The following is a 14,144-nucleotide window of genomic DNA, read 5'->3' as shown; positions in this document are numbered from 1 at the left end:
CGGAGTCGGCCGGGCCGTGCGAGTGCATCGGCCCGGCGGGAACGGGTCAGTCGACGACGGCCTCGGCGGGTTCGGGGTTGCGGTACTCCTCTCGAATGTCCTTGGGGCCGAACGGCCAGACGTGTTCCACCCGAGCCCAGATCGCGAAGGCGACAATGCCCAGCGCGACCCATACCAGCGACCATTCGATGGGATGCACACCCGGATTCGACTTGTCGGCATAGCCGTAGATGACCAGCCAGCCGATCGCGGCGACAATGGCGGGCAGCGGATACAGGAACATGCGATAGGGCCGGGGCAGATCCGGCTGGCGGCGCCGCAGCACGATGACCGCGGCGATCTGCGCGAAGGCCTGGACGATCACCATGACCGTGGTGAGCAGTGAGATGAGCACCGTCAGCGGTGGATGCACGGCGCTGGTGCCGATATGGCGGGCCAGCAGGAAGCCGCCCGCGGTGACCACACCCATGGCCAGCAGCCCGAGGACCGGGAATTCGTGCTTGGGATGCAGTTTTCCGAAGGAGCGGAAGAACACTCGATCGTGCGCCGCATTGAACGGCACGCGCGAGCCGCCGAGCAGTCCGGTGAAGATCGAGGCGAAGGCGGTGATCAGGATGAGCCCGGTGACGACCTGGGCGGCCCCCTTGCCCATGGTGGTTTCCAGTACCGCCGACGCCACCGATTGGGAGGCGACATTGTTCGGATCGAGCATGTCCTGCCAGTGCGTCACGCCCAGAACGCCGATCTGCATGAGCAGGTAGACGGCCATGACGCCGACGATGGCGAACACGATGGACCGCGGCAGCACCCGGCCCGGATCCTTGACCTCCGCACCGAGATACGCGCTGGTGTTGTAGCCGAGATAGTCGTAGATGCCGATGGTCAGGCCGGAGGCGAAGCCCAGCCAGAAGCTGCCGTGGCCGAGTTCGACGGCGTGCTCGGGCCAGGTGAAGGCCAGGTCGGGATGGAAGTGCGTGAACGAGGCCAGAATGACCGCGCCCACCGAGATGATCATGATCGTCCACATGACGACGGTGATCCGGCCGATGCTCTCGACCCGTCGCCACAGCAGCAGCACCACCGCGACGACCACGGCGATGCCGACCAGATCGCCCTGGCCGGTGCTCATGGACGGCCACAGGTAGCCGAGGTACTGGACCAGTCCCTGCACGCCCGTGGACATGATGAGCGGAATGAAAAGCATTGCGGTCCAGACGAACAGGAACGGCATGAGGCGTCCGCTGCGGTACTGGAACGCCTCGCGCAGATAGATGTAGGTGCCGCCGGCGCCGGGCAGCGCGGCGCCGAGTTCGGCCCAGATGAGGCCGTCGACCAGGGCCAGTACCGCGCCGGCGACCCAGCCGATGACGGCTTGCGGGCCGCCGAAGGCCGCGACCATCAGCGGGATGGTGACGAACGGGCCGATGCCGACCATCTGACTCATATTGATGGCGGTGGCCTGGAACAGGCCGATTCTTCGGGGGAGTTGGCGGGGACCGGACATGAGGTTCCTCCGGTGGGAGCGGAGCGAGTGGTTTAGTAAAGTTAAGTTCCTTTACTATTGCCGTCAAGAGGTCATCAAGATTCGACTGCCTAGAGTTGGGGCGGCACCCCGAGCGAGAAATGGAAGGCGATGGACGAAGTCCCCTGGAACCGGCAACGCCTGCGCAGCAATAACGAATGGCTCCTGCTCGAACAGCTGCGCACCGCGGGCCCGTCGAGCCGTGCCCAACTCGCCAGGGACACCGGACTTTCCAAGCCCACGGTGTCCAGTGCCCTTGCCGCGCTGCAGCAGAGCGGACTGGCCCGGGAGCGGGGCACGGTGTCGCCCGAACGCGGCCGGACCGCCGTGCTCTACGAGCCCGACCCGACCGCCGGTTATGTGCTCGGCATCGATGTCGGCCGCGCCAATCTGCGTGCCGCCGTGGCCGATATGTCGGGAAAGGTGCTGGCGCGCACCGATATCGCGAACAAGGCGCGCACCGCGGCCGCCGTCGCCGACAGTGCCGTGCAGGCCGCCGAAGAGGTGCTGGCCGCCGCGGACGTCACGGCCGATCAGGTGATCCACGCGGCTCTCGGAAGTCCCGGCGTCTTCGATCCCGAGGACGGCCGCATGCACTTCGCGGTGAACCTGCCCGGCTGGGGTCGTGCCGGACTGCTCGACACCATTCGGCAGCGGCTCGGCGGGCCGGACCTGTCGGTGCACAATGACGCGAACCTCGCGGCGCTGGGGGAATACGTATTCGGGGTGGGGCGCGGCAGCCGGTTGTTCGTGTACGTGCTGATCGGCACCGGGCTCGGCGTCGGCATCGTGTCGCAGGGGGAACTGTTCACCGGCGCGCACGGGGCAGCCGGTGAAGTCGGGTTCCTGCCGACGACTTTCGGTGTGCCGGAGGTCGATCCGCCGCGCCGGGGTGCGCTCGAGGAGGCGGTGTCGGCCGAGGCCGTGGTGCGCGCTGCCCGGGCGCAGGGGATGACGGGCCGGCTCACCGCCAAACGGGTCTTCGAACAGGCCCGCGCGGGACACCCCATCGCCGCGAATGTCGTTCGGCAGGAAGGTGAACGCGTCGCTCTGGTGGTAGCCGCGGTGACGGCGGTACTCGACCCGGATGTGATCGCCCTGGGCGGCGGCCTCGGCCACAGCGCCGACCTCTACCTGGACCAGGTCCGCGAGGCCCTGGCCCGATCCACGCCGCTGCGCCCCCGGGTGGCGTCGAGCGAATTGGGTGACGACGCCGTGCTTTTGGGAGCCATCGCCACCGCTCTGCGCGTGGCCCGGCCCCAGGTCTTCGACCGCAGAACGGCACACTGACGACCGGCCGGCGCACAGAAGCGCCGCAGGCTCTCGGCCTGCGGCGCTGTGCTTTTCGGTGATCGGGCACCGCCCTCAGGCTCCGGTGTTGACCGGGAGCGAGATGACGAGGTCCTGTTCGTTCTGGGGGAGATAGTGCACCTGGACCACCCGGCCGATCTGGACGAGGCCGACCTGGGTCGGGGGCAGGAACTTTTCGGTGCGGGCCTCGAAATTGCTGCCGTCGGGGCGGGTGACGATCAGGGTCAGATCCAGGCGGGGGTGGCCGTCGCGGATTTCACCGGGGACCGAGAGCGCGCGCACGACGGCCTGGGCGGGGATGCCGTTGCGGGCGATGTTCAGCTTGGCCTCGGTGGTGATGCCCTTGCGAATCATGGCCTGGTTCATGGCATCCTGCGCTGCGGCGCTATTGCCGGAGAGATCGATCTCCACCCGGCCGGGGCGGTCGGGCAGGTAGCGGACGGGCAGCACCACACCGGTGCGCAGCAGGGCCAGTTCGGTGAACGGCACGATCATCTTGGCGTAGGCGGGGAAGGTCTTGCCGTCGACGCCCTCGACCCGGAAGTCGATGCGCACCTGCGGCTGATCATTGAGGGAGACACCGGTATTGCGGACCGATTCGACGGTGCCGAGCCCGATCAGGCCGTGCCGGAATTCGGAGCTGTTATTGCCGGTCAGGGCCGACATGATGCCGTCGCCGGTGAAGGCGAAAACAATGGGGACGATGGTGAGGGCGGCGATGGGGAGTCCCATCTGCCAGCCGACCCAGGGCAGGAAGGCATCGGAGGTGAGGCCGTGCCATACGTAGTAGGCGATGGATAGCACCAGGAAAGCGGCGGCGGCGATACGGATCTGGGTCTTCATGATTTCCTCGAAATCAATTGCTGGGCAGGGGGTATAAGGCCCGCTCATGCCGGTCTCGGCATGAGCGGGGCGGGTGGAATCGCCGTTGCGGGGGAGGCGGCGCCGCCATCGCGGGGCAGGCGGAGCGATCAGCCGCCGACGATGCTGGAGCAGGCGAAGGTGATATCGAACTTCGAGTTCTTGACTCCGGCAGTCGGATTGGTGAGGTCGGGGGCGCCGACGCCCTCACCGGTGACGTGATAGGTATTGCCGCTCTTGGTGACGGTGGCGGAGCCGCCGGGCGCGCCGTTGCCGTAGCCGACCGCGTACGGCATACCGTTCTGGCCGCCCTTGGAGCCGGCGATGCCGACCGCCTGCACGGTGCTGTCACCGACGATGGCGGCGCTCACGCTGAGCTGCCCGTAGGTGGAATTGCCGGTATCGGTCAGTGCCAGGGCCAGGGTGCCGCCCTGCTTGGCGCAGGTGGTGGTGAAGTTGGCGGTCAGGGCAGTGCCGTCGACGGAGGCGCTGGACTTTCCGGCGGGAGCGGCGGTGCCGGGTGCGGCCGAGGTGGCCACCGAGGCCGATGTGGTGGGGGCCGCCGAGGAGGAGGGCGAGCTGCTGGAGTTGCTACTGCAGCCGGTGACCAGCATCGCGGTGGCGGCGGTCGCGGCGAGGGCGGCGGTGGTCAGGCGAATCGACTTGGTGTTCATGGTGGTTCCTTGCTTCTCTGGTTCGGTTCGCTGGCGGAGCCGATGAGAGAACCGTAGGAAGCACCCCGCGCCCTACCGATACCAACTTTCAGCGCGCGAGAGTGGGGGAAACTCCGCTAACCTGGGCGAATGCGACAGCCGCGGGCAATGGTGCTTGATGAGGTCTGGCGCCGGCTGGCCGGTGTCGAGGCCTTGAGCGGGCCGAATGGCGGGCCGCTGCGCCGCACGGTGAAGTTGATTCTGGATCCGCTGGTCATCCGCCCGGTTCAGCATCCGCTGTGTGCGGGCACGATCTTGACCGCCGACGGGGCGGTACTGCTGGCAACCCGCATCCACGCCGCCGCCGATGTCCTGCGGGCCACCGCCGCCTGGTTCACCCTGCTCAAGCAGACCCGGCGGGCGCTGCGCATCACCGAGGGCAATGCGCAGGATCTGTACTTCCAGCGCTGCTTCGAACTCGCGACCGTCTCGGGCATGCCGAACGCCGCGCGGGACGCGGCCGCGGCCGAGGCCGCACTGCGGGAGATCCACGATCTCACCGCCGGGCGCACCACACAGGCGCTGAAGGAGTATCTGACCGATCCGGCGCGGGCACGCGAGGTGAGCGAGCTGATCGGGACGGCCTGGCGGCGGCGGCCGCTCACCGCGACCCCCGATCACGCGCAGGCGCTGGCCGAACTGCTCGATGCCTGCGCGGCGGCGCGGCTCGGCGAAGCCGGTAAGGACGTCGATCTCGACGATCTGGTGGCGGCGTCCATGGGAACGCACAGCGGGATTCGGCTGTGGCGGGAGGAGAACGACGGTGCGGCAGCGGAATTGGGGCTGACCACGCATCCGCTGCCGCAACCGCCGCGGGTGGGTGAATCGGCCTCCAAGGCGAGCCTGGGCCTGCCGTTCGATCGCACCATTCACGAGCGGGTCTTCACCGTGCTGCAGGCCGCCAGCGAGCGCGCCGACCTGCCGCCGATTCCGGAGCTCGTGGACGCCGAGATCGCCCGCGCCTGCGCGCCGTGGGCGCTGCTGGACGAATCGCTGCGGGTCACCGCCGCCGCGGGCACCGTGCTCGCCATTCAGCTGCGGCCCATCGACGAAGCGCGGGCCGTCGCGACGGCGGGTGCGGCGCGGGTGATCAATGGGCGTTGGCAGCGGGAAGCGTACGTGCTGCAGGCTCGTAGGATGGTGGTGCGGGCGGATGCGACGGCGGGACCGCTGGCGGTGATCGCGGCCGATCTCCAGGTGCCCTGGCGGCCGTATCTGCGCCGGCTGTGGCCGCGACTGCACGGACGCGATGTGCGGGAGATACCGGTGTACGCGCCGGATGAGCTGTGGGATCTGCTCGATGGTGTGGCGCGCTCGGTAATTCTCGATCACCGTATGCGAGTGAAGCGGGCCTTGGCGGCGACAGCGGTCGCGGCCGAACTCGATGACAGGGAATCGAGGGTGGGATGACCGGCTCGGCATTGAAGATCCGGCGCTACGGGGGCGGGCTGAGCGGCATCGTGCCCGCCGGCGCCGCGACGGTGCTCGATGCGGCGGCCGCCGCGGACACCATGGTGCTCGAGGTCGCGGGCGGCTATCTGAGCTGGAGTGTGCTTGCCGGGCAATCGGTTCCGGCGGCGGTGATCGACGATCTGGAGCTCGCGCAGGAGTGGGTGTGGGCCATCTACGGCGCACCGATCGCGCTCGCCCTCGATCGGGACCAGCCCGCCGAGGCGACGGCCGCACCCGCGCTACCCGCACTGGCGGTGAGTGCCTGGCGGCTCGCGTACGCGCACTGGGCCGCTCGATGGTGGCCCGCCTCGACGCTGGACGGCATCGCGCCGCTGGATGCGGGGCTGCTGGAGCGCGATATCGCGGCGCTCACACTGGAGTGCGAATCGCTGGTGGACGGCGCGGACGCGCTGGCGCCGGTCGTGGCGGAGATGGTCGAAACTCGTATGCGGGCTTCGGATTACGCGCTGGCGGCCGGTGACGAGACACCTGACGGGCTGGTGCTGGCGCGCGGGGTCGGCGGCTGGGATTGGCGGCGGTGTCCGCCGGGGCTGGTGGACGCGTCCGAGCGGGCGGTGTCCTGGCAGGCGGTTCGCGCGGCGGGTGCGACGACCGTGGCGGTCAGCGCGGTGGCGGCGCCGGGGGTTCCCGCCGAGGTGCCCGCGTATCTGCGGCCGTGGGCGCGTATCGATACCGGTACGGAGGTGGGAGAGATCGCGCTGCGTGCCGAAGGCGGCGCCTGGGTCGGCGAACTCGCCGTGGCCGGCGCCGATCCGATTGTGCGCGTGGATATTCACGTTCCCGGCTTCGGGGTGGACGACGGTGCCGATTCGGCGGAACTGCGGCAGCGGATTCGCGCGTTCGCTGCCGAACGCCTGCGGCGCACCGCCGTTCCGGGTTCGGTCGACGGGGCGCCGGATGCCCCGCTGCTCGCCGAGATCGCCGCTGCCGCCGACGATTCGGACTTCTGAATTGGTGAGCACAACCGGCCGGGGGGCCGCCGACGAATCCGCGGTACTGCGCGCGGGGGCCGAGGCGATGGCGCGCGGCGAGTTGGGGGAGGCGCTGCGGATCTTCGAGGATGCGGTGCGCACCGAGACCGGGGATATCCGGGTGTGCGCCATGGTCAATTCCGCCTGTGTGGCAGATCAATTGGGTGATCACGCCGGTGCGGTGGTGCGCTTCCGGGACGCGCTGGGGCAGATGGGGCCCGAGGCGCCCCGTATGCGGCCGGCCGCGCTGATCAATCTGTCGCAGGCGCTGCAGCGCCTGGGTGATCTGGACGGTGCGCAGGAGGCGCTGGAGCAGGCGCGCGAATTACTGAGCGCCGATACCGCGCCCGGGGAGCTGCGGTACGCCTGCCTGGTGTCATTGACCGCGGTGGCGCTGCACCGGCAGCAGTGGGCGCGCGGGATCAAGCTGGCCAATGAATCACTCGACGCCGCCATTCATTTCGCGCCCGGACAGGTCGGGCATTCGCTGATGAACCTGGCGACCGCGCATTTCGAGACGGGGCGCTGGGAGCTGGCGGAGGACTTCGCGGGTCAGGCGCTGGTCGCCTTCGAGGCCGCGGCCGATCACGACGGTGTCGCCGAGACCCGCCAGAATCTCGCCGTGATGTACACGCGCTCCAGCCGTTTCGATGATGCGGAGCGACTGCTGATCACCGCGCAGGAGTATTTCGAGGCGGCCGGATACGCGCATCGCGCCGGAATCGGCTGGAAGGTCATGGGTTTCATTGCCGAGGACCGGGACCAGCCCGAGCTGGCGGTCACCCGATACCGGCAGGCGCTGCAGCGTTTCGACGAATCCGGTGCGGTGGTGGACGCCGCCGATGTGCGGACCAGGCTGGCGACCGTCGCCTTCGCCACCGGACGGCTGGAGGAGGGCGAGGCCGAACTGGCCGCCGCCCGCAGCACCTATGCCGAACACGGTCTGGGGCTGCTGTGCGCCCAATTGGACTACTGGCACGCGGGATTGGCGGAACCGCTCATCGATTCGGTGCCCGGCCTGCTCGCCCAGGCCGTGGATCTGGCCATCCCCGCCGCCCTCGCCCTCGACGCGGTCCGCTACGAACTTCCCGACGGCGCGCAGCGCGAAACCTGGAACCGCCGCATGGCCGATCCGGCCCTGCGCCTGGCCTTCCGCTACGCCTACCTCTCCGGCGACGCCCAGCTGGTCGCCGACCTCATCGAAACCGCCTGCGCGGGAACCACCCTCGATATCGGCCGGCTCTCCGCCGCCCCGCCCCGCCTGCCCCTCGACACCCTGGATCCGCTCGCCCCGCCACCCGCCAGCTCCGCCCCCGTGAACGACGCCCTCCAGCTCGGCACCGCCCTCGCCTCGGTCGCCGCCGGCGCCGGGCTCCCGGTCACCCCGCCCCCACAGGTCGCGGTCGCCCCCGACGGCCACATAGCCCTCGCCGGCTGGATAGCCGCCGCCGAAGAGCGCTACGGCCGCCGCATCCGCGACGATCGGGTCGTCCAGGCATGACGCGGGCCGGAACATTCGTCGCCGGACGGCCGGATCGCGTGCGCGGCTGGGATATACGAGCAGCGCTACGGCCGCAATCGCCACGAAGAGTGCGTCGCTGGTGCGTGACAGAGGGTCGGTATCCATCGGGATGGGTGGCAGCAGGCCGTCAGCGGTATGAGCGGTTCGAAGCGACGGTATCCGCTGTCGGACGAGAGGTTCGGGCATGACAGGGGTGCAGCCGACCGCGTATGTGCGGATGGCGGATGCGGGGGATTTGTATCTGACGTGGCGGTGGGTCGATCACGATGCGCCCGGGGGTGTGGGTGTGGTTCCCGAGGCGCAGGTGGAGAAGGCGGTGCAGCGGTTCGCCGGGGCGCTGCCGGCGCCGGGGGCGGGGGGTGGGCTCGAAGCGGCGCTCACCAGTGGGGAATTGGCGTCCTACGAGGCGGAAAATGCCTTGGCGCAGGTGCTTTCGGCGACATTTCTGCCGCATCAGCTGGCGGTGGCGCTGTACGAGCTGCATGTGCGGGGCGTGCGGCCGCGATTGCGGATTCAGCCTTCGCCTCGGGTGGCGCAGATTCCGTGGGAGTTGCTGGCGCCGGATCCGGGGCTGCGGCTGGTGGATATCGCCGAGGTGAGTCTGCTTGCGCCGCCGGGTATTGTGCATGCGCCGGCGCGGGTGGCGCGGTCCTGGGCGCAGACCCGGGAGCAGCCGGTGGTCGCCGTGCTCGATCCCCGGGTGCCGGGATTCCGGGCCGATTCCGCGCTGGGCTCGGTGCTCGGGCGGATGGATGAGGACGCGCCGCTGGCGGCCCTGGTCGCCGCTCTCGCGGCGCGGGATCGATTGGTGCCGAAGGTGAGTGATCCGGTCGCCGCATTCCGGCGCACCGATGTGGATCGGGTGTGGCTCGGCGAGGTACTGCGCGCCGGTGCGGCGCGGCTGCTGTACGTGGGGCATGTGACGGCGGCGCCTCCGTCCTCCGGGCAGAGCGAGTCCGCCACCATGCATCTGGCGTGCACGGCCGGCACCGTGGGATTCGCACCCGCGCAGCGTGATCACCGGCCGCTCTCGGCGCGGGATCTGCTGCTCGGCACCTATACGCTGTCCGCCGAACCGCGCAGCGGCCCGCAATTGTGGCCGATTCCGAGCCGGGTGGCACTGATCGCCTGTGAGAGCGGCGGCGATCTGCGCTTCGGTGAGGCGCTCGGCCTGGTCGCCGCAATGCTCACCGGCGGTGCGGAACTCGTGACGGCGGGGCGCTGGGCGCTGCCCACAGATCTGGCTTTCCAGCGGCTGGGTGGCGCGGGGCCGGAATGCCGTCCGCTACAGGAGGCGGTGTGCGCCATCGATGCCGCCCACGAGCAGACGGATCCTGTTGCGGCGCTCAATGATTGGCAGCGGAGCCGGTTGGCGGCCTGGCGTGCGACCGGCGGTATCGAGCACTCGCCGCTCGTCTGGGCAGCCTTCGCGACGGTCGATGCCCGCTGACAGCGGCAATGCCCGCTGACAGCTCGGCGGGCATCGATGCGGGGCGCGAGCCGTCAGAAGGTCGTGCTGGAAGGCACATTCACCCAGCTGGGTGCGGCGGGGTCGAGAACCAGGTGCTGTGGCCGGAGCTGCGATTCCAGCAGCAGTGCGGGAATCATCATGCCCTTGGGGAAATTGGCGGCGTAGATATCGACGCGCAGCCGGTGACCCGGTTGCAGCACCGCATCGGTCGGCTCCAGTCCCACCTCGAGCGTGGTGGGCTCGCCGGGCACGATGGCCTGCCGATCCTCCAGCGTGAGGGTCGGGAAGGGGGCGGTGTAATCGCCATTGGGCGACTTCTTGCTCTTGTCCTCGTCGAGCTTGCGCAGTGACGCGGTGAGCTGCCCGGTGGTCAGCACCGTCGACTGCCCGTCGGGCGCAACATCATTGAGCGTGGCCGACCAGTACCCGTCGGTCGCGTCCAGGACGGTGTTCAAGTGCACGTTCACCGATCCGGAGATGGCGGTGGGCGCGCCGACGGGTTGTCCGGTGAACGTGAGCGCCGCGACCTCGGCGAGTCGTGAATCCTTGCCGCAGGCATCGATAATGCCCAGGACCCCCGCGGTGCCCTGTGCTCCGTCACGAGAGCACACGGTGGACAGGCCGGGCGAGTGGGTCAGCGTCGTCGGCTCCGAAGGGGCTGTCGCACTGAGCGATCCATCGTGCACGACCGTGCCCGCGGTGCCGCTCGGATCGGCCGACAGGTACTGGCGTGCGTACGTCATTCCGGCACGCGGATACCGGTCGCTGCTGGTCCACCCGCCACCCTGCTGGAACAGGGTCGTCGGGCTGTACGCATCGATACCGTTGTCGATTCCCTTGAGCCACTTGTCGAACCAGGCATGCTGCAGAACATCCAGGCGCGGCGGCGCACCGGCGACACCCAGTCCGGAACCGAGCGTGACGTGGTACCAATCGCCCATCAGCAGCTTCTTCTGATCGGCCGGCAGCGGAATCGCGTTGTAGGCGGTCGATTCCGAGTTGTTGAAGATATCGTGCCAGCCGCCGACGATGAAGGTCGGCGCGGTGATCCGATCGGGATGTCCGGTGATCCCGGACCGGAACGGGCCCTCGGGATCCAGAAGTTGTTTCATATCAGCGGGTATCGCGTCGACCGATGGCACGACGAGAGCGCGCAGCAGGGTGTCGATGAATGTGATGGGGCTGGCAACCCGGTCGGCGAGCCACTTCCAATCGAAGTTGCCGGTGGCGATCGAGGACAGATCCGGCAACCATTTGGCCGTATTGACGGCGAGCAGCCAGAACGGGACGAACCCGATATCGAATCCGCCACCGGGCGCGACGGTATCGCGGAGCAGATCGCTGCCGGGAACGACGGAGAACACCGCCTTCACCGATTCGGGCTGCTGTTCGGCGCCCTGCAGTGCGCTGATGCCGCCATTGGAGACGCCCGCCAGTCCGATTTTGCCGTCGGACCACGGCTGATTCGCTGCCCACTGCGCGATTTCGGCGGTGTCCTGCTGTTCGCGTTCACCGAAGACCGGCCAGACGCCCTCGGAGAATCCGGTGCCGCGGACATCGGCGACTATCTCGGTGTACCCGCTCTGGATCAGATGGCGGTCGGCCGCGACCACGCGCCCGCCGCCTCCGGACAGCACCTTGATCTGATCGCCGAGGCTGGACAGCGGTGTGCCATTGAGGTTGAACAGATCGAATCGGTTGATCAGATCGGTGACGCCGTCGAACAGGCCGGGGATCGAGACGGCCGAATCCAGCAGCATGTACGCGAGTTTCGTGTACGGGGTCATATTGACGATGGTCGGCAGCGGGGTGTCCACAATGTGGCCGGCCGCGTCCATCGGCCGATACACATTGGACTTCAGGACGGTTCCGTCGCTCATGGTGATCGGGACATCCCAGTCGACATGCACGCCCGGATACTGCAGCGGCCCGTCCTGCGCGGCCGTCCACGCGGCGGCGGGGTCATTGTCCGGCGGATCGGCATGGGCCGCCGGAACCGTCAGTGTGGTCAGCGCCAGTGTGGCGACGACCGCGGCAGCGCTCGCTGCCCCTAATCGTGCGAACAACCTCATCGAAACCCGACCAGCCCTTCGTTGGACACCCGCTATAGGGATGAAGAAAAACAGTGCTGTACCTCACTACCTATCGGGTACCGTAACGTTCCCCACTATCGAGAGCAAGCAAAACGACTGGGCAGGTTCTCATTACGGGTGGCGCGGCATGACAATCGCGCAGTTCACGGTTGCTATCGTGTCGAGGTGAAGGTGTCAGTTCCCGACGACCGGTTGCCTCGCGGCCCGCACCGGTTGACGCGCGCAGAGGTGGCCGAATCGCAGCGCGGGCGCCTGTTCATCGCCATGCTCGATGCGGTGGCCGAATCCGGCTATCACCCGGTTACTGTCGCGGATCTGGTGGCGCGGGCCAAGATCTCCCGCCGCACCTTCTACGAGTTGTTCGACTCGAAGGAGGAATGCTTCGCCGCGGCCTTCGAAATGGTCGTCGAGGTGGCGAACGGGCGGCTCACCGCCGCGATCAAGGCTGCGGGCCAACTGGATTGGCGGCAGCTCGTGTGCACCTCGCTCACCGCGTACTTCGACATTCTCGCGGAGGAGCCGGCCATAGCGCGGGCGCTGCACGTGGAGGCGCTCATCGCGGGTCCGCCGCTGGCCGGATACCGCAGGCGTCTGATGACGGTGTTCGCCGATCGCATGCGCGCGGCGCGGGAACTCGCCGTGCAGCAGGACGAGCTCAGCGGGCAGCTGCCGGATGTGGTCTACGACTTCCTCATCGGCGGTATCGACGACCGCATCCGGGAATGCATGCAGACAGCCGGACCCGCCGCGCTGCCCGGCCTCGCCCGGCCCCTGTGCTCGATCGCGCTGACGCTTCTGGACTGCGACGCCCCCTGACCGCCGTCCCGCTCAGCCGGATTCCCAGGGTCTTGCCAGGCTCCTCGGATGGGTCCTTGAGGAATACCTCGTTCGATAGGTGAATGAATCGTATTGCTGCGATTCGTCGCTAGAGAGAAAGGAATTCCGATGCTCTCCAACCTGATGAGGACGTCCGGGACCCGAAAGATCGCTGTCCGCGTTGCGTTCGCGGGTGTTCTTGCCGCTGTGCCGCTCACGGCGCTGGCCATTCCGGCCTCGGCCGATGCCACCGTGCCCAGCGCCACCGATGTCGATTGGCACCACCACGATTGGGATCATCATGGCGATCACCATGACTGGGATCACCACGACCACGACTGGAACAACCCGGGCGACTGGAACCAGGGCATCCCGTTCCCGGTTCCGTTCAACACCGGCTCTGCCGGGTAACGAGCGCTACCTGAAAGGCCCCGTCCGGTCCCATGCGACCGGGCGGGGCTTTCTCATGGTGGACCGAAGTTACTGCGACTGACCGCAGTTCGAGCAGAAGGCCGTGCCCACCTGGAGCTGGTGCCCGCAGCCGGTGCAGTGCGCGCGCATATCGAGACCGGTGCCGCAGGCGCCGCAGAAGCGACCACCCGTGGTGGTGGTCCCGCAGGTCGGGCAGGTGACCCGCGCCGGTGTGGACAGATCCTGGTTCTGCGTCCAATTCTGCTGGTGCGCGGCATCGCGGATCTGCGAACCGCGCGCCTCGGCCTGCGCCTGCGCGATCTGATTGGCGACCAGCGGTGAGCAGCGGGTGCACTGGCTGACATGGTCGTTCCAGCAGATGCGGGCGCACACCCAGGACCCGCAACCGCTGCACAGCCGGAAGTCGTCCTTGACGTGCGCGACCGCGTTGTTGAACGCCTTGTCCTTGGTGGCGGAGGCCGAACCGCCACCCCAGGTGTTGGAGAAGTCCTCGGCGGCGTTGGACACCTTGGTGATCGAACTGAAGTGGTCGCCGAGCAGATCTCGCACCACGCGCAGCGCGCCGCGCCCTCGCGAGAGGTAGTTCTGTTCGAAGGGTGATTTGTAGGCGGTGCTGCAGCGATCGCAGCGGAACTCCCACTGGAACCCATTGTCATTGGACTCGTCGTAATAGGAGCTGGTGAAGACGACCGGTGCGGCCATGATCGGGCGATTCCTTTGCGGCTGAGCGGACTACGTACGCACGCGCCCGGAACCCCCCGGACCACGTATCGTCAGCTTCTTATCGTATGCCCAGGTGGGTGCGCAACACGGGGAACCGGTGGGAGGCCGCTGTTTATCGCCGCGGCGATAGCGGGAGTGTCGCTGTAGTGCGCCCCTGGAAGTTCCGCCCCGATAATTCGGGGGTCACGGAAAGATAACGAACCGCTCTACCTGTCGATGTCTCGAATGGGACTTCG

The 14,144-nt window shown here is 68.2% G+C and carries 12 protein-coding genes; 7 read left to right on the top strand and 5 right to left on the bottom strand.

Going from position 1 to position 14,144, the window contains the following annotated elements:
* Positions 1–46: 46 nt before the first annotated feature.
* A complete protein-coding gene (locus OG326_RS35530; RefSeq protein ID WP_327141491.1) occupies positions 47–1,504 on the bottom strand; it encodes an APC family permease in 1,458 nt (485 codons plus the stop codon).
* A gap of 129 nt (positions 1,505–1,633) precedes the next feature.
* Between OG326_RS35530 and OG326_RS35525 the strand changes: the two genes are divergently transcribed.
* Complete coding sequence (locus OG326_RS35525; protein WP_327141490.1) at positions 1,634–2,812, top strand: ROK family transcriptional regulator; 1,179 nt, start codon at positions 1,634–1,636, stop codon at positions 2,810–2,812.
* 75 nt (positions 2,813–2,887) lie between these two features.
* Here OG326_RS35525 and OG326_RS35520 read toward each other — a convergent pair whose 3' ends face one another.
* The gene (locus OG326_RS35520; protein WP_327141489.1) at positions 2,888–3,676 is read right to left on the bottom strand and encodes a hypothetical protein; all 789 of its coding nucleotides are present in this window, start codon (positions 3,674–3,676) and stop codon (positions 2,888–2,890) included.
* A 128-nt stretch (positions 3,677–3,804) separates the two neighbouring features.
* The gene (locus OG326_RS35515; RefSeq protein ID WP_327141488.1) at positions 3,805–4,368 is read right to left on the bottom strand and encodes a lipoprotein LpqH; all 564 of its coding nucleotides are present in this window, start codon (positions 4,366–4,368) and stop codon (positions 3,805–3,807) included.
* A gap of 147 nt (positions 4,369–4,515) precedes the next feature.
* Here OG326_RS35515 and OG326_RS35510 point away from each other — a divergent pair, with 147 nt between their 5' ends.
* The 4 genes from OG326_RS35510 to OG326_RS35495 all read left to right on the top strand — a co-directional run bounded on the left by OG326_RS35510 (position 4,516) and on the right by OG326_RS35495 (position 9,823).
* A complete protein-coding gene (locus tag OG326_RS35510; protein ID WP_327146682.1) occupies positions 4,516–5,817 on the top strand; it encodes a hypothetical protein in 1,302 nt (433 codons plus the stop codon).
* Positions 5,814–6,830, top strand: a complete 1,017-nt coding sequence (locus tag OG326_RS35505; protein ID WP_327141487.1) for a hypothetical protein — start codon at positions 5,814–5,816, stop codon at positions 6,828–6,830. Before OG326_RS35510 ends, OG326_RS35505 begins: the two co-directional genes overlap by 4 nt.
* Positions 6,831–6,897: 67 nt before the next feature.
* Positions 6,898–8,352, top strand: a complete 1,455-nt coding sequence (locus OG326_RS35500; RefSeq protein ID WP_442791079.1) for a tetratricopeptide repeat protein — start codon at positions 6,898–6,900, stop codon at positions 8,350–8,352.
* 205 nt (positions 8,353–8,557) lie between these two features.
* Positions 8,558–9,823 carry a CHAT domain-containing protein gene (locus tag OG326_RS35495; RefSeq protein ID WP_327141485.1) on the top strand — a complete coding sequence of 422 codons (1,266 nt, stop codon included), beginning with the start codon at positions 8,558–8,560 and terminating at the stop codon, positions 9,821–9,823.
* A gap of 53 nt (positions 9,824–9,876) precedes the next feature.
* On the opposite strand, the gene OG326_RS35490 is transcribed toward OG326_RS35495, so the two are convergent.
* Positions 9,877–11,916: a CocE/NonD family hydrolase gene (locus tag OG326_RS35490; protein WP_327141484.1), complete on the bottom strand. Its 2,040-nt coding sequence runs from the start codon at positions 11,914–11,916 to the stop codon at positions 9,877–9,879.
* Positions 11,917–12,102: 186 nt separating this feature from the next.
* On the opposite strand from OG326_RS35490, the gene OG326_RS35485 reads away from it, so the two are divergent.
* The gene (locus OG326_RS35485) at positions 12,103–12,753 is read left to right on the top strand and encodes a TetR/AcrR family transcriptional regulator (protein WP_327141483.1); all 651 of its coding nucleotides are present in this window, start codon (positions 12,103–12,105) and stop codon (positions 12,751–12,753) included.
* Between the two features lie 129 nt (positions 12,754–12,882).
* The gene (locus tag OG326_RS35480; RefSeq protein WP_327141482.1) at positions 12,883–13,164 is read left to right on the top strand and encodes a hypothetical protein; all 282 of its coding nucleotides are present in this window, start codon (positions 12,883–12,885) and stop codon (positions 13,162–13,164) included.
* Positions 13,165–13,233: 69 nt separating this feature from the next.
* Here the strand turns inward: OG326_RS35480 and OG326_RS35475 are convergent, their stop codons facing one another.
* Complete coding sequence (locus tag OG326_RS35475; RefSeq protein ID WP_327141481.1) at positions 13,234–13,887, bottom strand: double zinc ribbon domain-containing protein; 654 nt, start codon at positions 13,885–13,887, stop codon at positions 13,234–13,236.
* Between the last annotated feature and the right edge of the window lie 257 nt (positions 13,888–14,144).

The organism is Nocardia sp. NBC_01327 (genome assembly GCF_035958815.1).
Taxonomy (GTDB): domain Bacteria; phylum Actinomycetota; class Actinomycetes; order Mycobacteriales; family Mycobacteriaceae; genus Nocardia.
This window is presented reverse-complemented; position numbering and strand designations above follow the sequence as displayed.

Coding starts and splice junctions, on each gene's coding strand:
- OG326_RS35475 (WP_327141481.1), bottom strand. CDS start 13,887: ATGGCCGCACCGGTCGTCTTCACCAGCTCCTATTACGACGAGTCCAAT.
- OG326_RS35505 (WP_327141487.1), top strand. CDS start 5,814: ATGACCGGCTCGGCATTGAAGATCCGGCGCTACGGGGGCGGGCTGAGC.
- OG326_RS35530 (WP_327141491.1), bottom strand. CDS start 1,504: ATGTCCGGTCCCCGCCAACTCCCCCGAAGAATCGGCCTGTTCCAGGCC.
- OG326_RS35510 (WP_327146682.1), top strand. CDS start 4,516: ATGGTGCTTGATGAGGTCTGGCGCCGGCTGGCCGGTGTCGAGGCCTTG.
- OG326_RS35515 (WP_327141488.1), bottom strand. CDS start 4,368: ATGAACACCAAGTCGATTCGCCTGACCACCGCCGCCCTCGCCGCGACC.
- OG326_RS35500 (WP_442791079.1), top strand. CDS start 6,898: ATGGCGCGCGGCGAGTTGGGGGAGGCGCTGCGGATCTTCGAGGATGCG.
- OG326_RS35480 (WP_327141482.1), top strand. CDS start 12,883: ATGCTCTCCAACCTGATGAGGACGTCCGGGACCCGAAAGATCGCTGTC.
- OG326_RS35520 (WP_327141489.1), bottom strand. CDS start 3,676: ATGAAGACCCAGATCCGTATCGCCGCCGCCGCTTTCCTGGTGCTATCC.
- OG326_RS35490 (WP_327141484.1), bottom strand. CDS start 11,916: ATGAGGTTGTTCGCACGATTAGGGGCAGCGAGCGCTGCCGCGGTCGTC.
- OG326_RS35495 (WP_327141485.1), top strand. CDS start 8,558: ATGACAGGGGTGCAGCCGACCGCGTATGTGCGGATGGCGGATGCGGGG.
- OG326_RS35525 (WP_327141490.1), top strand. CDS start 1,634: ATGGACGAAGTCCCCTGGAACCGGCAACGCCTGCGCAGCAATAACGAA.